Source organism: Luteolibacter sp. LG18 (genome assembly GCF_036322585.1).
In the GTDB taxonomy this organism is placed as follows: Bacteria; Verrucomicrobiota; Verrucomicrobiia; order Verrucomicrobiales; family Akkermansiaceae; genus Luteolibacter.
Genome location: NZ_AP024600.1, coordinates 1,153,507 through 1,170,764 on the forward strand (window position 1 = coordinate 1,153,507; position 17,258 = coordinate 1,170,764).

Sequence of the window (17,258 nt, forward strand, 5' to 3'; positions counted from 1 at the left end):
CGCGGGCCGTCCGCTGTCCCAAACTCCCCGCATGCGAGAGGACAGCCGCCGGTGGATCGAGGGTGACCGGGCCCATTGCTGGCACCCCTTCACCCGCCAGGCCGAGTGGTGCCGGGAGGAGCCGCTGGTGCTGGTCCGCGGCGAGGGCGTGTGGCTGTGGGATTCCGAGGGCCACCGCTACTTCGATGGCAATTCCTCGATCTGGACCAACATCCACGGCCACCGCCACCCGCGGCTCGATGCCGCGATCCGCGCCCAGCTCGAGGACGTGGCCCACACCTCCTACCTCGGCTTCGCCAACCCCCGCGCCTCGGAGCTGGCGGCACGCCTCACCGCCCTCTTTCCCAGCGGCACGCTGGAGCGCGTGTTCTTCTCCGACGATGGCTCGACCGCCATCGAATGCGCGGTGCGGATGGCCCTGCAATACCGGCTGAACCGCGGCGAGGACACGCGCACCGGTTTCATCGCTTTCGAAAACGGCTACCACGGCGACACCCTCGGAGCCGCCTCGCTCGGCGGGGTCGGCCGCTTCACCGGCCTGATGCAGCGCTTCGGCCTCGATGTCCGCCGTGTGTCGTCGATGGCCGAGCTCGAAGCCACTCCCACGGAATGGAGCAATCATATCGCCGCCGTGATCGTGGAACCCCTGATCCAAGGCGTGAACGAGATGCGGCCGTGGCCCGCGGGCATGCTCGCCGCGCTCCGCCGCTGGTGCGATGCCCGTGGCGTCCACCTGATCCTCGATGAGGTGATGACCGGCTTCGGCCGCACCGGCCGGATGTTCGCCTGCCAGCACGAGGACGTGGTCCCGGATTTCCTGTGCGTGGCGAAGGGACTCACCGGCGGCTACCTGCCGATGGCCGCCACCCTCACCTCCGGCGCGGTTTACGACGCCTTCCTCGGCGGCGCGGACAAGGCCTTCTACTACGGCCACAGTTACACCGCCAACCCGCTCGGCTGCGCGGTCGCCCTGGCCAGCCTCGATGTGTTCGAGGAGGACCGCGTGCTGGAAACCCTCCAGCCGAAGATCGCCCGGATGGCGGAACTGCTGGCCGGGCTCAAGGAACGCAGCCCGCTCGTCCACGAGATCCGCCAGCGCGGCTTCATCGCCGGCATCGAGCTGCGCCAGCCCGATGGCAGCCGCTTCCCGGCCGACGCCCGCACCGGCGAAGCCGTCTGCCGCGCCGCCTGGTCACACGGCCTGCTCACCCGCCCGATCCTCGATACGATCGTCCTGATGCCGCCGCTCGCGACAACGGAAGACGAACTCGCCTTCGCGGTGGACGCCCTGGAAAAGGCGATCGCCCAGTGTGGCTGAAAGCTCCGTCTTCCGGCAGCCCCAAAGGGGCGTCATGCGATAGCCCAGGGCAACGCCCTGGGTTGGCATGCGCGAAGAGGCGAGCCCTGTAAGGGCGGAACCCGAGGAAAGCCGCGTTCGCCCCTTCATTCCGCCCTTACAGGGCTCGATCCCTTCTTGGTCGGCTTTCCCGGGGCGATGCCCCGGGCTGTCCCATGACGCCCTTTCAGGGCTGAATCGGAGACACTCCAAAAGCAAAGGCTCCGGCTACCACGAAAAAACCGCGCTCCCTCCCGGGAAACGCGGCTTTGGAAATTTCGGGTGGCGGGGAATCAGCCCTTGTTCGCGGAACCGCCCTTGGTGGAGGCGAGGTCCGGGCGCTGGCGGACGATGTTCGCAAGCATCGAGCGGCAGTGCTGGTAACCCGTGCGCTGGGTGAGGATCTCGGCGCTGCGGGTGAAGGAACCCCACTGGACGATCGTGATCTCCACGTTGCGGCGACCCCACTGGTTCATGCTTTCACCGGTCGGGGTGAAGATGTCGATGGTGCCGGTGCCGGTGAGGGCCGAACCGTAGTCATCGACGACATAAAGGTAGGGAAGGCCGGCGACGCGGAACACGGTGCCCACCGGGTAGAAGGACCAGTCGGCGGCGGCGCTGCGCACGCGGTTGGTGTAGCGGAGCTGGGTGCCGGTGGCATTCGAGCTGCCGTAGACGAGGTGGTCGCTCTCGTTCGGGTGGTAGGCGGTCGTGCGGACGAGGCGGTTGCGCTCGCTGAACGCGTAGACCGGCATGCCGTGCTTGTCCTTGGTGTGGCTGGCCGCGGAGGCCATCACGGAGGCGGACGGAGCGGCGATCGGAAGGCTTTCCGTGGTGCCGAGGCCCAGCGCCCATCCGGAGGAGGAGGAACCGGGCTTGATCGAGCTCTTCGAGAGAACCTGGAGATTCGAGCTGGAGGAGCAGTTGGAAAGGAGAGTGGCCACCAGAGCGAGGGCAGCAAGCGGAAGGAGTCGTTGGCGCATGCGGTTCGTGTTTGGATAGTGGTGTTGGGACAGCCGTCTCTTAGCGGAGACTGGCGCATTAAGCGGGCACCCCATCGTTGTGGCAACCTGAAAATCCAACGGTTAGGAAGGTTTTTGAAAGGTCTTAAGTATTCCCGAAGAGGTGCTTCGCGCCGTCTTTTTAGCACTCCGGATGCCAAATCCGGAATGCACCCCGCACTCTAACAATGCGCTCTGCCCGCCCCCGCCCCCCGTGGGGCAAGGGATTGCGGGCGAAAACCGGGCCGGGTCTAACGGACGTTAGGAAAAAGCGCGGCTCCCCCCCGCCACGCCCGCCAATCCTTCTAACAGCAAGGATTCCGCGCATTCCGCCCCATTTTTCGGACGAGAGTTTTGCGCGAAATCGAAACGCGTTTTTCAACACCCGAAGTTCGGGATTTACGTAGTTAGATACGGGTTTCCCGGACCACCGCCCGGCAAGCCGGTGCCCCGGTTAGGCCCGGCCCTTCCCCGCCGCCGCCCGGTAGGCCGCCGGGCTGGTCCCGGTCTCGCGCTTGAAGGCGGTGGTGAAGTAGTGGACCGAGGAGTAGCCGCAGGCCTCCGCCACCAGCGCGATCCCCAGCGGGGTCGACCGCAGCAGCTTCCTCGCCTCGTCCATCCGCCGCCGGGTGAGCGCCTCGTGGATGCTCTGGTGCATCTCCTTCCGGAACCGCTCCTCCAGGCTGCGCCGCCCGACCGCCGCCAGCCGCGCCAGCTCGTCCACCTTCAAGTCCGAGGCGAAGCGCTCGCGAATCAGGTGCACGACCTTCGCCACCCCCGGATCCTTGACCAGCGGGCAGCCGGTGCTGTCGCGGCGGGTGATCCCGGCGGGCGGAATCCGGTGCACCGAGGCATCCGGGCGCTCGCCACGAAGCTGATCGTGAAGCAGTTGCGCGGCGAAATAGCCCTGCTGCCAACTGTCCGGATCCACCGTGGTGATCGGCACCGGGGCCATCTCGGCGGTCCCCTGCACGTCCTTCTGGATCACCACCATGGCGTAGTCCTCCGGCACCCGGAAGCCGCGCCGTTTCAGCTCCATCTGCAGGGAATAGGTCAGCCCGGCATGGGCCAGGAATACCCCGACCGGCCGCGGCATTTCCTCCAGGATGTCGGCGAAAGCGGACACCCGCTCGTTGAAATGGGCCGCCGTGGCGACCGTCTCCGCCAGCTTGCGGGCAGGCTCGGGATCGATCACCCGCCGACCGTGGGCATGAGCCGCATCGATGAACCCATCGCAGCATTCATGGTCGATGTCCCGCGGGCTGGTCCGCAGCACCGCCAGGCTCCGCGCCCCGAGCGACGCCAGTTCCTCGAACGCCAGCGCCCCGCAGGCCCGGAAATCCGCCGTCACCACCGGAAACCCGGCCGGGGCCTGCGCCAGCGGGGCCATCAGCACCGTCGGCAGGTTCAGCGCCAGCACCCGGTCGGCGAGCGTCGGCATGTTCACCACCTCCGCGATCACCGCGTTCCACGCCGGGTGGTCCCCCATCCAGTCCCCGCGCACGAACCACCGCGGATCGATCTCCACGCCGTGGGCCCGACCGTAGGCGGCCGCCCCTTCCGCGACTCCCGCCCGGAAATAGTCCGACACGAGCCCGATTCTCAACGTGGTCACGTTTCCGACGTTGCGTGAACTTGCGGAAAATCAAAAGCGAAAAGCTCAATAAAGAACCGGGACAAGCGGGCGCTTTTGGTGGATTCTCCTTTGAATAACCGCGAATTCGTCCAGCCGCGCAGCTCCCGTTTGACAGCCGCCGCCGGACCGCCTTCACATCGCCCGTCCTTGGTTCATTGCCCCTTATGCCTTCCGCGCTTGATATGTTCACCATTGGGATCGGCCCCTCGTCGTCCCACACCGTCGGCCCCATGCACGCCGCCCGCGAGTTCGTCCTCGACCTCCAGGCCCGCGGCTTGGCCGGGCAGGTCGCGCGCGTCCGCTGCGACACCTACGGCTCCCTCGCCGCCACCGGCAAGGGCCACGGCACCGACAAGGCGCTCATCCTCGGCTTCCTCGGCCACGATCCGGAAAGCATCGACGTGGATGCCATCGACAGCCTGCTCGCCGCGGTTTCCGCCTCCGGCTCGCTGACGCTGCCGTGGGGCACCGTGATCCCGTTCCACGCCAAGGAGGACCTCGACTTCAAGCGCCTCAAGCCGCTCCCCCTCCACCCGAACGGCATGCACTTCCAGGCCTACGACGCCGCGGGCACGCTCATCGGGGAAAACGTCATCTACTCGCTGGGCGGCGGCTTCATCGCCGCCGAGGCCGACCTCAAGGCCGCCGTGCCGGAGGACGACAGCGCCCTGCCCTACCCCTTCACCTGCGCCGCCGAGCTCATGGAGCACTGCGAGCGGAACCAGTTCTCGATCGCCGCGCTGGCGCTGGCCAATGAGAACGCCCGCCGCCCGGAGGCCGAAACCCGCGCCCGCCTCGATGCGGTGTGGGCCGCCATGCAGGGCTGCGTGAAACGCGGCTGTTCCCAGGAGGGCATCCTCCCCGGCGGCCTGAAGGTGAAACGCCGCGCCGCCACCATCTTCGACAACCTCTGCGCCAAGCCCGAGGCCGCTCTCTCCGATCCCCTCACCATCCTCGACTGGGTGAACCTCTACGCCCTGGCCGTGAACGAGGAGAACGCCGCCGGTGGCCGGGTCGTCACCGCCCCCACCAATGGCGCGGCCGGCATCATCCCCGCCGTGCTCCACTACGCCGTGCGCTTCAAGCACTCGCCCTACCCGGACGGCGTCCACCGCTTCCTCCTCACCGCCGCCGCCATCGGCCTGCTCTACAAGCGCAATGCCTCCATCTCCGGCGCGGAAGCCGGTTGCCAGGGCGAGGTCGGCGTCGCCTGCTCGATGGCCGCCGCAGGTCTCGCCGAATACCTCGGTGCCACCCCGAAGCAGGTCGAGAACGCCGCCGAGATCGGCATGGAACACAACCTCGGCCTCACCTGCGACCCCGTCGGCGGCCTGGTCCAGATCCCCTGCATCGAGCGCAACGCCATGGCGTCCGTGAAAGCCATCAACGCCGCCCGCCTCGCCATGGCCGGGGATGGTTCCCACTTCGTCTCCCTCGACAAGGTCATCAAGACCATGCGCGACACCGGCCGCGACATGAAATCCAAGTACAAGGAAACCTCCCGCGGCGGCCTCGCCGTGAACGTGGTGGAGTGCTGAAATCCCGCCCGACCGCTACTGCTTCTGGGTTTTCAACGCCGACCCGACCGTGCCAGCCAAGTCACCGGCTTTTCCCCGGCCCCAGTAGTGCAGGAACACATAGCGCGGGGATTCCCCGGTCATGTGCTGGTGGATCGCCACGATGTTGATACCTCCGCTCCTGAGGGTTTTCAGCACCCCTTGCAGCTCCCCTTCGAGGCAGGCGAAATCACCATCGACCACCGCGTTGTCATCCGTGCCGGCGAACGCGGCCCAGGTGTTGATCCCCATCTCCTTGCCGACCTCGCAGCCACACGGCATCTTCGCCGTACGCCCGAGGACGAACTTCACCATCCCGTCCTTCTCCTGCGGCTTCCCGCCGATCTTCTCCGCGAGCGGCGCCGCGGTGATGGCGCTCTTCGCCGGAATCCCTCCGCCCATCGACTTGGCCGGATGCGGCGCGGCCTCACGGATCGACTTGACCTTGTCCAAGGCGGCGCGGACTCCCTTCGACAAGGATTCCGTCGTTCCCTCCCCCGCGATGTGCATGAAGTACACCTTCGGCTCGTCGGCGAAAAAGTGGTTGTGCAGCGCCGTCACGGAAAGCCCGGTGTCCAGCAGCGTGCTCATCACCGGATTCACCTCATCCTGCAGGAGCACGAAGTCCCCCATCACCATCGCCTCCGCCGACTTGCCCTCGGTGAAGGCCGCCCAGGTCGTGAGCCCCATGAACGCGGGCATCTGCCAGTCATCGACCGTCACCCCCAGATCGCCGCGCGGAAAGGTCACCTTGAACACCTTTTCCTCCGCGTTCATCGTGCCCTTGAGGCCGGTGGTGGACTCGATGCTGGCGGTGTCCAGCGCGAGCGCGTGCATGGAACAACCGAGCGCGAGGAGAAGAAGAGCCTTTGCCGCTTTCATCCCGGAAAGCTGGAACAGGCTCGAAATCCGGTCAAGGAACCGTGCTGAAACCGATCGGGAGGTTTTGTAACAGCCACCGCAGACGACCGGCGCGGATCACGAGCCGTTCGGACTCATCCGTTGAGGGCTGGACGGGCATGCGATGCTCGCCGCGGATGAATCCACCGGAACTTGAAGCCGCCCCGCGCCCCGCCCCGCCGACCTTCCGTGAAGCGCTGCGGTTCTGGTGGAAGCTCGGCTGGATCAGCTTCGGCGGGCCCGCCGGGCAAATCGCGATCATGCACCGCGAGATCGTCGAACGCCGCCGCTGGCTGTCCGAGGATCATTTCCTCCACGCCCTGAACTTCTGCATGCTGCTGCCCGGCCCCGAGGCCCAGCAGCTCGCGACCTACCTCGGCTGGCGGCTCCATGGCGCGAAGGGAGGCGTCGCGGCGGGAGCACTGTTCGTCATCCCCTCGATCTTCATCCTGATGGGACTAAGCTGGCTCTATGTCACGGGGGCCAATGTCACGTGGATCAGCGGCCTCTTCTACGGCCTAACGGCAGCGGTGATCGCCATCGTCGCCTCGGCGGTGAAACGCATCGGCTCGAAGGCCTTGAAAACTCCCGCGCTGTGGGGGCTCGCGCTCGCCTCGTTCATCGCGATCTTCTTTTTCAAGGTGTCCTTCGTCCTGATCATCCTGTCCGCCGCCGTGATCGGCTGGCTCGGTGGCAAACGGTTCCCCAATCAATTCCCCGCCGGCAAAGGCCACGCCCGGATGGCGGACATCGATGAGGCAAGCTGCGTGGAACTCCCGCCGCCCCCGCCCGCCAGCCGCCGCCGGACCTTCATCGTCGCCGCAGTGTGCCTCACCCTGTGGTGGCTGCCCGTGCTCGCCGCCGGATGGCTCACGAACTGGAGCGGCATCCACTTCCAGCAAGGCCTGTTCTTCAGCAAGGCCGCGCTCGTCACCGTCGGCGGAGCCTACGCCGTCCTGCCCTACGTTTCCCAAATGGCGGTGGAGCACCACGGCTGGCTCAGCCAAGGCCAGATGATGGCCGGACTCGGCCTCGCCGAAACCACGCCGGGGCCCTTGATCATGGTGCTCCAGTTCGTCGGCTTCGTCGCAGGCTGGCAACACCCCGGCGACCTGTCCTCGCCGGTCGCGGCCGTGCTCGGCGCGCTGATCACCACCTGGTCCACCTTCCTGCCCTGCTTCCTGTTCGTCTTCCTCGGCGCCCCCCACGTCGACCACCTGCGCCAGCGTCCCGCCGTCGCCACCACCCTCACCGCCGTCACCGCCGCCGTGGTCGGTGTGATCCTCAACCTCGCCATCTGGTTCTCCCTCCACGCCATCCACCCGGAGCCGGATCGCTACGATTGGTTCGTCGCCGCCACCGGCCTCGGGGCCTGGCTCGCCATGGAACGCTTCAAGATCGGCGTGATTCCCGTCCTCGGAGCCTGCGCGGTCCTTGGCGTAGTGTGGAAGATGGTGTAAGGCCCCCAAAGGCTCCCACCCTGTTAGGAACAACCAACCCGATCGAAACAATTTTTCTTCCTGCCCGACACCGTTGAGGCAACCTGCCATCGTCCTCTTCTCCGACATATGTCCCTCACCCCGAAAACCATTCAGATTTTCCTGCCCGGCGGGGATCCCCAGGGCATCCGCGTCGCGGAAATCACGACCCGCATCGTCCAGGTCCTGGAGGTCCCCCGCAGCCTTCTCGGGGACTTCCTCAAGATGCCGGAGAGCTGCCAGGTGGCGGTCTATTTCCTCTTCGGGGAAAGCGAGGATGGCGAGGACCAGAAGGTCTACATCGGCCAAACCGGCGACCTCCGCTCGCGCCTGGTCAGCCACAACAAGGAGAAGGCCTTCTGGCAGCGGGCGCTGGTGCTCATTTCCCGCACCAACAGCCTGACCCAGACCCACGGGCTGTTTCTGGAATGGAACTGCATCCAGACCGCCACCAAGGCCGGACGTTACGCCCTTGAAAACGGCAACACCGGCAGCAAGCCCCACACCCCCGCCCCGCTGGAGGCCGACTGCCTGGAGATTTTCGAAACCGGACAGGTGCTCCTCTCCACCCTTGGCTTTCCGCTGTTCGATCCCGTCGCGAAGCCCGCCGCCAATCCGGCGACGGATGAAGTTTTCTTCTGCACCGCCTCCGGAGCCAATGGCCGCGGCCTGTACACGCAGGAAGGCTTCGTCGTGCTGAAAGGCTCCACCGGCCGCCGGGACAGCGTGCCCTCGATCATAGGAACCGCTGGAGAACGCTTCCGCCTGCGTCTCATCGAGACCGGCGTCGTCCGTGTGGAGGGAGATTCCATCGTCTTCGAAAAGGACCATCTCATCCGCTCCCCGAGCATGGCCGCACTCGCGCTCATGGGACGAACCTCCAACGGCTGGATCGATTGGAAGACCAAGGACGGCAAGACGCTGGATGCCGTGAAGCGGCAAGCGGTTGGCTGACGTGGCATCCCGGCAGGCGTGGAATCCAGCCATTGACCCACCATCCCGCCTTCTCTAACTTCCGGGTTAGCTTTCCGCATCATGCCCCCTTCCGACTCCCAAACCTTTCTTCGCGAGCTCGACAAGAAGCTCTGGACCGCCGCCGACAAGCTCCGCTCCAATCTCGACGCCGCCGTTTACAAGCACGCGGTGCTCGGGCTGATCTTCCTCAAATACGTGTCGGACTCGTTCGCGCAGCGGCAGGCGGAGATCGAGGCAATGCTGAAGGACCCGGAAAACGACTTCTTCGTGGACCCGGCCGGCTACGACCAGCCCGCCCGATATGACGAGGCGATCCACCAGGAGCTGGAGGAACGGGACTACTACATCGAGAAAAACGTCTTTTGGGTGCCGGCGCTGGCGCGGTGGAAGACCTTGCAGGACTCCGCAAAGCTTCCGGCGGGGACGGAGATCACGGTGAAGAACGGGAAAACCACCACTTACAGGATCACCTCCACCGGCAAGCTCATCGACGACGCGCTGGAGGCGGTGGAGAAAGAGAACCCGAAGCTCAAGAACGTCCTCAACAAGAACTACACCCAGCTCCAGATCGATCCGGCGAACCTCGCGGGGCTCATCGACCTCATCGCCACCATTCCGTTCCAGCACGCGGACCTTCACGCGAAGGACATCCTCGGCCACGTTTACGAATACTTCCTCGGCCAGTTCGCCCTGGCGGAGGGGAAGAAGGGTGGCCAGTACTTCACGCCCAAGTCCATCGTCAGCCTCATCGTGGAAATGATCGAGCCCTATCAGGGCCGCGTCTATGACCCGGCGATGGGCTCCGGCGGCTTCTTCGTCCAATCCGAGCGCTTCATCGAGGAGCACGGCGGCAGCATCGGCGACATCATGGTCTTCGGGCAGGAAAGCAATCCGACCACCTGGCGGCTGGCGGCGATGAACATGGCCATCCGCGGCATCGACTTCGACTTCGGCAAGGAACCGGCGGACACATTCACCCGCGACCAGCACCCGGACCTCCGCGCGGACTTCGTGATGGCGAACCCGCCCTTCAACATCAAGGAATGGTGGGACGGCAAGCTGGAGAACGACGCGCGGTGGAAATACGGCACGCCGCCGCAGGGGAATGCCAACTTCGCCTGGGTGCAGCACATGCTCCACCACCTCGCGCCGAATGGCTCGATGGCGCTGCTCCTCGCCAATGGCTCGATGAGTTCGAATTCCAGCGGCGAGGGCGACATCCGCCGCGCCTTGATCGAGGCGGATCTCGTCGAGTGTATGGTCGCCCTGCCCGGCCAGCTTTTCACCAATACCCAGATTCCCGCCTGTATCTGGTTCCTCACGAAAAACAAAGCCAAGCGCTCCCGCCCCGGTGCAGCCACCCTTCGCGACCGCAGGGGCGAAACGCTCTTCATCGACGCCCGGAAGCTCGGCTTCATGAAAGACCGCGTGCTGCGGGATTTCAGTGGGGACGATATCGAAAAAATCGCGGGGACTTTCAGAGAATGGAGGACTGGTAGCTACGAGGACGCTTCAGGGTTTTGCAAATTTTCTAGGCTTCCGGAGATCGCCTCTCATGGATTCATCCTGACGCCCGGTCGTTACGTTGGAGCTGAGGATGTCGAAGACGACGGCGAAGCGTTTGATGATAAAATGTCGCGCTACGTAGAGGAGCTGAAAAGCCAGCTTGAAGAATCTGCCAAGCTGGAACAGGACATCAAAGCTAGCTTGGAGGGGTTGGGGTATGGCATCTGAATGGAAAACGCTTCCCCTCGAAGAATGCATGTCCGCGATCATCGACTATCGAGGAAAGACACCGACCAAAACCACGTTTGGAGTACCGCTCGTTACTGCGAAGATTGTCAAAGGGGGCAGGATCGAACCGGCGGAGGAGTTTATTGCGGAAGCCGACTACGAGGCATGGATGAGACGAGGTCTCCCTGAAAAGGGAGATATTGTCATGACGACAGAAGCGCCGCTTGGGGAGGTGGCACAACTCGATGGACGGAAAATCGCGCTGGCTCAACGCGTGATCACGCTGCGCGGCAAGGAAGAGCTTTTGGACAACGGTTTTCTGCGATACTTGCTCCAATCGACGCCGGTCCAAGACGAGTTGAAAGCCCGTGCAACAGGAACAACCGTGCTAGGAATCAAGCAGAGTGAGCTTCGAAAAATAAGCCTTACACTTCCACCCCTCTCCGAACAAAAGCGCATCGCCCACATCCTCGGCACGCTGGACGATAAGATCGAATTAAACCGCCAGATGAACTCCACTCTGGAGGAGATGGCCCGTGCGCTCTTCCAAAGCTGGTTCGTGGATTTCGATCCCGTCCGCCGAAATGCCGAAGGCGGCGAATCCCGACCGGAGCACTCCTTGTTTCCGGATTCATTCGAGGATTCGGAGCTGGGCAAGATTCCGAAGGGGTGGAAGCCAGCTAAGGCGAGCGAAATCTGCAAGAACATCTTCAGCGGTGGAACTCCGAGAACCTCCGAGGTCCCTTATTGGGACGGAACATTCCCTTGGTTGTCTTCCGGTGAAACACGGAATTCTTTCATCATTGAGACAGAGAAGACGATCACACAACTGGGAATCGACAAGTCCAGCACGCGGCTGGCCCGCAAAGGGTGCGTTGTGATAGCGAGTGCGGGACAAGGTCACACCCGGGGGCAGACCTCGCTACTGGCATTCGATTCCTACATAAACCAATCAGTGGTCGCCCTCGCTGCGGATAATGAGATGGCGTCGGACTTGTTCCTCTATTTCGACCTCTCTCGCCGCTATGAGGAATTTCGGCAGCTTTCGGACTCGCACAGTTCCAGAGGCAGCCTCACTACCAAACTGCTGGGTGGAGTCCGAGTAGTGTTGCCTGCCAAGGATGCCATTCAAAAGTTTGATTCTATCGTTAACCCGATGGTGACGAAAATCATTGCTAATCTCCAACAATCCCGCGCCCTCGCCAACCTTCGCGACACGCTTCTTCCAAAGCTGTTAAGCGGCGAGGTAACGGCAACCGCAATTCCCGAACGATCCCATGCCTAACGTCTTTTGCGTCCGTGCTGATTTCGGCACTTACGCCGAACACTTCGTCAAAGGTGGTTACGCGGCCATCGGTTGGCTCGACCACACCGACGTCACGGGTGTGACGACGAAGGATCAGCTCTATCCGCTCTACAAGAAGGAACATCCGCAGGACACCTCGAATATCGTGATCGGGCAGCAGGTAGGGCAAATCGCCCGCTTTCTTTTCGATATCCAGCCCGGCGACTTCGTGGTGACGCCCGCAGCGGATTCGCGCTGGCTTCGCTACGGAGTGATGGAGGATGAGCCGTATGTTTTTGGGGACGGAAAGGACGGCTGCCGATTTCGCCATCGGCGGCAGGTGAAGTGGGCGGCCAAGCGGATCGATCGGACTGTGTTTTCGGTGCCATTGCAGAACACGCTCCGTTCTTCGCTGACGGTTTTCGCGATCTCCCAGAAGGAGGAGTTTTTCGAGGTGATCGGGAGAAGCGATTTGGTGCCGGCGGGTCACGCCAAGGTGGCGCTCGACCCCTATGAGGTGGTAATTGGGAGGGTGCTGGAGCTCGATCCCAAAGAGTTCGAGTTGCTGGTGAAGTCGCTGCTTGAAGCGCTTGGTTTCGAGGCGGAGCATTCCGGGAAGACGGGCGACGGGGGTGTGGATGTGAGAGGCACGCTGGACGTAGACAATTTTGCGCGGATTCGGGTCTTTGTGCAGGCTAAGCGCTATCAGACTGGAGCGAAAATTGCCGCCAACGTGGTGAAGCAGTTAAGGCAGACGATTCCAAACGGCGCTCAGGGTGCCTTCATCACGACAGCCGACTATCAGGCAGCGGCCCGCGATGTGGCGGAGGAAACGGGCTTTCCGAGAATCGGGCTAATCAATGGCCGACAGATGGTTGATCTGCTTGTGAAGCATTGGGCTGACATTCCCCCCGATTTCAAAACGAAGCTCGGCCTTCAGCCGGGCTTGGTGCTGGTGTAAATAACGTCTTTCATGAGTAAAGTTTTCCTCCAGATGAAGGTTTACTAATGGTTTTTCTTTAAAAATCGAACATCCTATGATTGCAAGTGGTTCAACTACATTTTCATCGCACAAGGCTGATGGAGCCGCGGGCGAGCGATACGCTGCTGCAATTCTGACATGTGCGCTCTGCGCTCAAGCCGCTAACTCGACCTTGCAGGAGGACGGCAAAAAGCTGGATTTGAAAATATCGCTATTAAATGCCTTTTCGGCCCACAAAAGCATTGTGTCGGTTCATGCTCAGATCAAGCATGGCAACTCTTATGCGCGTCAGAGCCCTGGCAGAATCACTCTTCAAAATCTTGGCAATGAAACGGTGCCGACTCTTCAGGACGGAACTCAGCCGGCCCTGATCATTTGGGTTCCGCCGTGGCCTAACAGGGAGATTTATTGGCACATTATCCGTCCGAAGGGAAAGCATCGCAGTCCAATAAAAATTGCCGAGGGGGATATTGTCACGCCCGGGTTGAGATTTGAGCTTAGCAGGTTTGCGAATTTTGAACGTAGGAATCCTCGCTACCCCAGCTTGGATATTCGGCAGATTACTGGGGAGCCCACGAGCAGGGCGAATGCGAAGATGAATTACGCAAAACTCAAGAAAGAATCACTGAGCAACCCATTGCTAGGCAACATCTTGGTGACGCGATTGGCTTGGCGTCATATCACCAGATTTTCGCGAACAACCGATCGACGTCTAAGATCGTTTCACATTCTGGAATACTTGCGGGTGTTTCTTGAAAAGGTCCCTACTCGATATCTTGTTGATCGGAAACCCTCCTGCGAGAAGGACGGGTTGATGCTGGAGCGGAGCGAGATCGTTTTCTGGTATGCTAACGCCTTTCATATGGGACAGGAAGCGCAAACCCTTCTTATTCGATTCATAGAAGAGGTTGAGTATCCGCAAAATTGGCGGGAGCGACCGCTCAGCGAAAAGGATGTTACTCATAAAGTTACGCTCATGAGCTGGTGGTTCAAACCACAAAAAAGCGGTGCCTCACTGTTCCACACTGACGATAGAATTACACGGCAGCAGGCCACCGTGGGTTCTAGCGTCACACTCCCATAAAGGGACGTGGACTGATCGAGACACCGCAGACACACTGGAACTTTTCCACGCCGCTTAGTCAAGACCGCATCTCGCATAGAATGATCACCGAAGACCAACTCGAACAGCTCGCGATCCAGTGGTTCCAAGACACGGGCTGGAATTACGTCCATGGAGCGGTGATCGCGCCGGAAGGCGTGGCGGCGGAGCGGGAGGATTTCCGGGCGGTGGTCTTGAAGGGGCGCTTGGCGGAGGCGGTGCGGCGCTTGAACCCGAAGCTGCCGGAATCCGCGGTGGAGGAGGTGGTGCATGTGGTGACGAAGCCGGAGCATCCATCGCTGGTGCAGAACAACCGGGCCTTCCACCGCTATCTGATGGACGGGGTGCTGGTGGAGTTCACCAACGCGCAGGGGGAGAAGGAGGCGGATCATGCGCAGTTGGTCGATTTCACCCGGGCGAAGGCGAATGATTTCCTGGTGGTGAACCAGTTCACGATCACGGGGACGAAGAAGCCGCGGCGGCCGGATCTGGTGTGCTTCGTGAACGGGCTGCCGCTCGGCCTGATCGAGCTGAAGAATCCGGCGGACCAGCAGGCGGACGTGTGGAAGGCATTCGACCAACTCCAGACCTATCAGGCGGAGATTTCGGATCTGCTGGTGTTCAACGAGGCGCTGGTGGTGAGCGACGGGATGAACGCCCGGGTCGGATCGCTGACGGCGAGCAAGGAGTGGTTCATGCCGTGGCGGACGATCTCCAACGAGAACGACAAGCCGCACGTGGAATTCGAACTGGAAAAGGTGGTCCGCGGGTTTTTCCGGCCGGATCTGTTTCTGGACTACGTGCGGTATTTCATCCTCTTCGAGCAGGACGGGGACGGGCTGATCAAGAAGATCGCGGGCTATCACCAGTTCCACGGGGTGCGGGAGGCGGTGCGGGTGACCTTGATCGCCGCGGCGGGAGAGGATGGCACGAAAGCGAAGGAGGACCGGGCGGCCTATGGCAAGGAAGTGGTACCGGGATCGAAGAAGGCGGGCGTCTTCTGGCACACGCAAGGCAGCGGCAAGAGCATCTCGATGTGCTGCTACGCCGGGAAGCTGCTGCAACAACCGGAGATGAACAATCCGACGCTGGTGGTGGTGACGGATCGCAATGATCTGGATGGCCAGCTCTACCAACAGTTCTGCAGCGCGAAGGATCTGCTGAAGCAGACGCCGGAGCAGGCGGAGAGCCGCGAGCAGCTCCGCGAGATGCTGGCGTCCCGGAAGTCCGGCGGGATCATTTTCACGACGATCCAGAAGTTTTCTCTGGAGGGCGCGGAGGATGATCATCCGGTGCTGTGCGAGCGGACGAACGTGGTGGTGATCTCGGATGAGGCTCATCGCTCGCAATACGGGACGAAGGGCCGGCTGGACACCAAGACGGGGAAGTACGTTTACGGCTATGCGAAGCACATGCGGGATGCGCTGCCGGGTGCGTCGTTCATCGGCTTCACCGGTACGCCGATCGAGAAGGCGGATGCGAACACGCAAGAGACCTTCGGCGGTTATGTGTCGATCTACGACATCGAGGACGCGAAGGAGGACAAGGCGACGGTGCCGATCTATTACGAAAGCCGTCTGGCGAAGCTGGACATCAACCGCGAGGAGATCGACCGGCTGAACCAGGATGTGGAGGAGGTGATCGAGGACGAGGAGGATGTTTCCGCGAGGGAAAGCACCAAGGGCAAGTGGGCGGAGCTGGCGAAGCTGGTGGGCGCGAAGGAACGCGTGGAGGAGATCGCCGCGGATCTGGTGGAGCACTACGAGACGCGGACGAGCGTGCTGGAAGGCAAGGCGATGGTGGTGGCGATGAGCCGGGACATTTGCGTGAGCCTCTTCGATGAGATCACCCGGCTGCGCCCGGAGTGGGCGGGCACGAAGCTGACGAAGGACGGCAAGGATATCGGCTGGAACCCGGAGGACGGCGCGATCCGGATCGTGATGACGGGCACGGCATCGGATCGGCCGGGCTTGCAGGATCATGTGTATAGCAAGGGCCAGAAGAAACGGCTGGCGAAGCGGTTCAAGGATGCGAAGGATCCGCTGAAGCTGGTGATCGTGCGGGACATGTGGCTGACTGGATTTGACGCGCCGTGCTGCCACACGATGTATGTGGACAAGCCAATGGCGGGCCACAACCTGATGCAGGCGATCGCGCGGGTGAACCGGGTGTTCGCGGGCAAGGAAGGCGGGCTGGTGGTGGACTACATCGGGATCGCGGCGGAGCTGAAGAACGCGCTGAAGACCTACACGGATGCGAAGGGCAAGGGGACGCCGACCTTGAAGGCGGAGAAGGCGCTGGAAGTCCTGTTGGAAAAGCTGGATGTGCTGCGCGGGCTTTTCCATGGCTTCGACTACAGCAAGTTCGAAGGGACACCGGCGGAGGTGCTGGCCCTTCTCCCGGCGGCGGCGAACCATATCCTCGGCCTGGGCGACAAGAACGAGATCAACGGCAAGAAGCGGTTCCTCGATGCAATGGCGGCGGCGAACGTGGCGTATTCGTTGTGCTCGACGCTGGACGGGGCGAAGGAGCTCAAGAAGGAACTGGCGTTTCTGTCCGCGATCAGCGCGGTGCTGCGGAAATTCGATGGCGTGGACAAGAAGCGCAGCGCGGAGCAGAAGCACAGCGCGCTGAAGCAGATCCTCGACAACGCGGTGAAGGCGGAGGATGTGCAGGATATTTTCAAGATGGCCGGACTGGAGCGGCCGAACATCGGGCTGCTATCCGACGCCTTCCTGGAAGACGTGCGGCGGATGGAGAAGAAGAACCTGGCGGTGGAGTTGTTGGAGCGTTTGTTGCAAGGAAAGATCAAGGCGCAGACGCGGACGAACCTGGTGCAGGAAAAGAAGTACAGCGACCGCCTGATCGAGGCGCTGCGGAAGTATCACAACCGGATGATCGAAAGCTCGCAGGTGATCGAGGAGATGATCCAGATGGCGAAGGACATGCAGGAGGCGATGCTGCGCCACGAGGAGCTGGGCCTGAATCCCGATGAGGAGGCGTTTTACGATGCGCTGGCGGATCGTCCGGAGGTGCTGCTGAGCATGGGCGATGCGACTTTAAAGAAGCTGGCGAGCGAGCTGACGGAGAAGCTGCGAAACAGTACGACGGTGGACTGGCAGTTCCGGGACAGCGTGCGGGCGAAGATGCGGATTCTCATCAGGCAGCTGCTGAGGAAATACAAATATCCGCCGGAGGGGTGTGAGGAGGCGATTGCGCTTGTTCTGAAACAGGCCGAGGCACTGGCGGATGATTGGACGGGCAACTGAGAGA

The 17,258-nt window shown here is 62.4% G+C and carries 12 protein-coding genes; 9 read left to right on the forward strand and 3 right to left on the reverse strand.

Annotated elements, in window-relative coordinates; all coding sequences use genetic code 11:
- Positions 1-31: 31 nt before the first annotated feature.
- Positions 32-1,318, forward strand: a complete 1,287-nt coding sequence (bioA, locus tag llg_RS04890) for an adenosylmethionine--8-amino-7-oxononanoate transaminase (RefSeq protein ID WP_338288430.1) — start codon at positions 32-34, stop codon at positions 1,316-1,318.
- Between the two features lie 311 nt (positions 1,319-1,629).
- Here the strand turns inward: bioA and llg_RS04895 are convergent, their stop codons facing one another.
- Entirely contained in the window at positions 1,630-2,319 is a 690-nt protein-coding gene (locus llg_RS04895; RefSeq protein WP_338288431.1) for a 3D domain-containing protein, read from the reverse strand.
- A 472-nt stretch (positions 2,320-2,791) separates the two neighbouring features.
- Positions 2,792-3,952: a helix-turn-helix domain-containing protein gene (locus llg_RS04900; RefSeq protein WP_338288432.1), complete on the reverse strand. Its 1,161-nt coding sequence runs from the start codon at positions 3,950-3,952 to the stop codon at positions 2,792-2,794.
- A gap of 185 nt (positions 3,953-4,137) precedes the next feature.
- Between llg_RS04900 and llg_RS04905 the strand changes: the two genes are divergently transcribed.
- Positions 4,138-5,511, forward strand: coding sequence for an L-serine ammonia-lyase (locus tag llg_RS04905; protein WP_338288433.1), 1,374 nt, complete (start codon positions 4,138-4,140; stop codon positions 5,509-5,511).
- A gap of 15 nt (positions 5,512-5,526) precedes the next feature.
- Here llg_RS04905 and llg_RS04910 read toward each other — a convergent pair whose 3' ends face one another.
- Positions 5,527-6,411 carry a DUF1259 domain-containing protein gene (locus tag llg_RS04910; RefSeq protein ID WP_338288434.1) on the reverse strand — a complete coding sequence of 295 codons (885 nt, stop codon included), beginning with the start codon at positions 6,409-6,411 and terminating at the stop codon, positions 5,527-5,529.
- Positions 6,412-6,566: 155 nt separating this feature from the next.
- Here llg_RS04910 and chrA point away from each other — a divergent pair, with 155 nt between their 5' ends.
- The 7 genes from chrA (at position 6,567) to llg_RS04945 (ending at position 17,254) form a co-directional block, all read left to right on the forward strand.
- Positions 6,567-7,889 carry a chromate efflux transporter gene (gene chrA, locus llg_RS04915; RefSeq protein ID WP_338288436.1) on the forward strand — a complete coding sequence of 441 codons (1,323 nt, stop codon included), beginning with the start codon at positions 6,567-6,569 and terminating at the stop codon, positions 7,887-7,889.
- Positions 7,890-7,997: 108 nt separating this feature from the next.
- Positions 7,998-8,861, forward strand: a complete 864-nt coding sequence (locus tag llg_RS04920; RefSeq protein WP_338288437.1) for a GIY-YIG nuclease family protein — start codon at positions 7,998-8,000, stop codon at positions 8,859-8,861.
- An 81-nt stretch (positions 8,862-8,942) separates the two neighbouring features.
- A complete protein-coding gene (locus llg_RS04925) occupies positions 8,943-10,616 on the forward strand; it encodes a class I SAM-dependent DNA methyltransferase (protein WP_338288438.1) in 1,674 nt (557 codons plus the stop codon).
- A 28-nt stretch (positions 10,617-10,644) separates the two neighbouring features.
- Positions 10,645-11,901 (forward strand): restriction endonuclease subunit S, encoded by a 1,257-nt coding sequence (locus llg_RS04930; protein WP_338288439.1) that lies wholly within the window; start codon positions 10,645-10,647, stop codon positions 11,899-11,901.
- Positions 11,894-12,862, forward strand: a complete 969-nt coding sequence (locus llg_RS04935) for a restriction endonuclease (protein WP_338288440.1) — start codon at positions 11,894-11,896, stop codon at positions 12,860-12,862. The genes llg_RS04930 and llg_RS04935 overlap by 8 nt, the downstream gene beginning before the upstream one ends.
- A 76-nt stretch (positions 12,863-12,938) precedes the next feature.
- On the forward strand, positions 12,939-13,967 hold the full coding sequence (locus llg_RS04940; RefSeq protein ID WP_338288441.1) for a hypothetical protein: 1,029 nt from the start codon (positions 12,939-12,941) through the stop codon (positions 13,965-13,967).
- 80 nt (positions 13,968-14,047) lie between these two features.
- Positions 14,048-17,254, forward strand: a complete 3,207-nt coding sequence (locus llg_RS04945) for a type I restriction endonuclease subunit R (protein WP_338288442.1) — start codon at positions 14,048-14,050, stop codon at positions 17,252-17,254.
- Positions 17,255-17,258 lie beyond the last annotated feature (4 nt).

What these genes read in the sequence shown, in the direction of transcription:
- llg_RS04925 (WP_338288438.1), top strand. Translation starts at nt 8,943, where the DNA reads ATGCCCCCTTCCGACTCCCAAACCTTTCTTCGCGAGCTCGACAAGAAG.
- llg_RS04895 (WP_338288431.1), bottom strand. Translation starts at nt 2,319, where the DNA reads ATGCGCCAACGACTCCTTCCGCTTGCTGCCCTCGCTCTGGTGGCCACT.
- llg_RS04905 (WP_338288433.1), top strand. Translation starts at nt 4,138, where the DNA reads ATGCCTTCCGCGCTTGATATGTTCACCATTGGGATCGGCCCCTCGTCG.
- llg_RS04940 (WP_338288441.1), top strand. Translation starts at nt 12,939, where the DNA reads ATGATTGCAAGTGGTTCAACTACATTTTCATCGCACAAGGCTGATGGA.
- llg_RS04945 (WP_338288442.1), top strand. Translation starts at nt 14,048, where the DNA reads ATGATCACCGAAGACCAACTCGAACAGCTCGCGATCCAGTGGTTCCAA.
- bioA (WP_338288430.1), top strand. Translation starts at nt 32, where the DNA reads ATGCGAGAGGACAGCCGCCGGTGGATCGAGGGTGACCGGGCCCATTGC.
- llg_RS04935 (WP_338288440.1), top strand. Translation starts at nt 11,894, where the DNA reads ATGCCTAACGTCTTTTGCGTCCGTGCTGATTTCGGCACTTACGCCGAA.
- chrA (WP_338288436.1), top strand. Translation starts at nt 6,567, where the DNA reads ATGAATCCACCGGAACTTGAAGCCGCCCCGCGCCCCGCCCCGCCGACC.
- llg_RS04910 (WP_338288434.1), bottom strand. Translation starts at nt 6,411, where the DNA reads ATGAAAGCGGCAAAGGCTCTTCTTCTCCTCGCGCTCGGTTGTTCCATG.
- llg_RS04930 (WP_338288439.1), top strand. Translation starts at nt 10,645, where the DNA reads ATGTCCGCGATCATCGACTATCGAGGAAAGACACCGACCAAAACCACG.
- llg_RS04920 (WP_338288437.1), top strand. Translation starts at nt 7,998, where the DNA reads ATGTCCCTCACCCCGAAAACCATTCAGATTTTCCTGCCCGGCGGGGAT.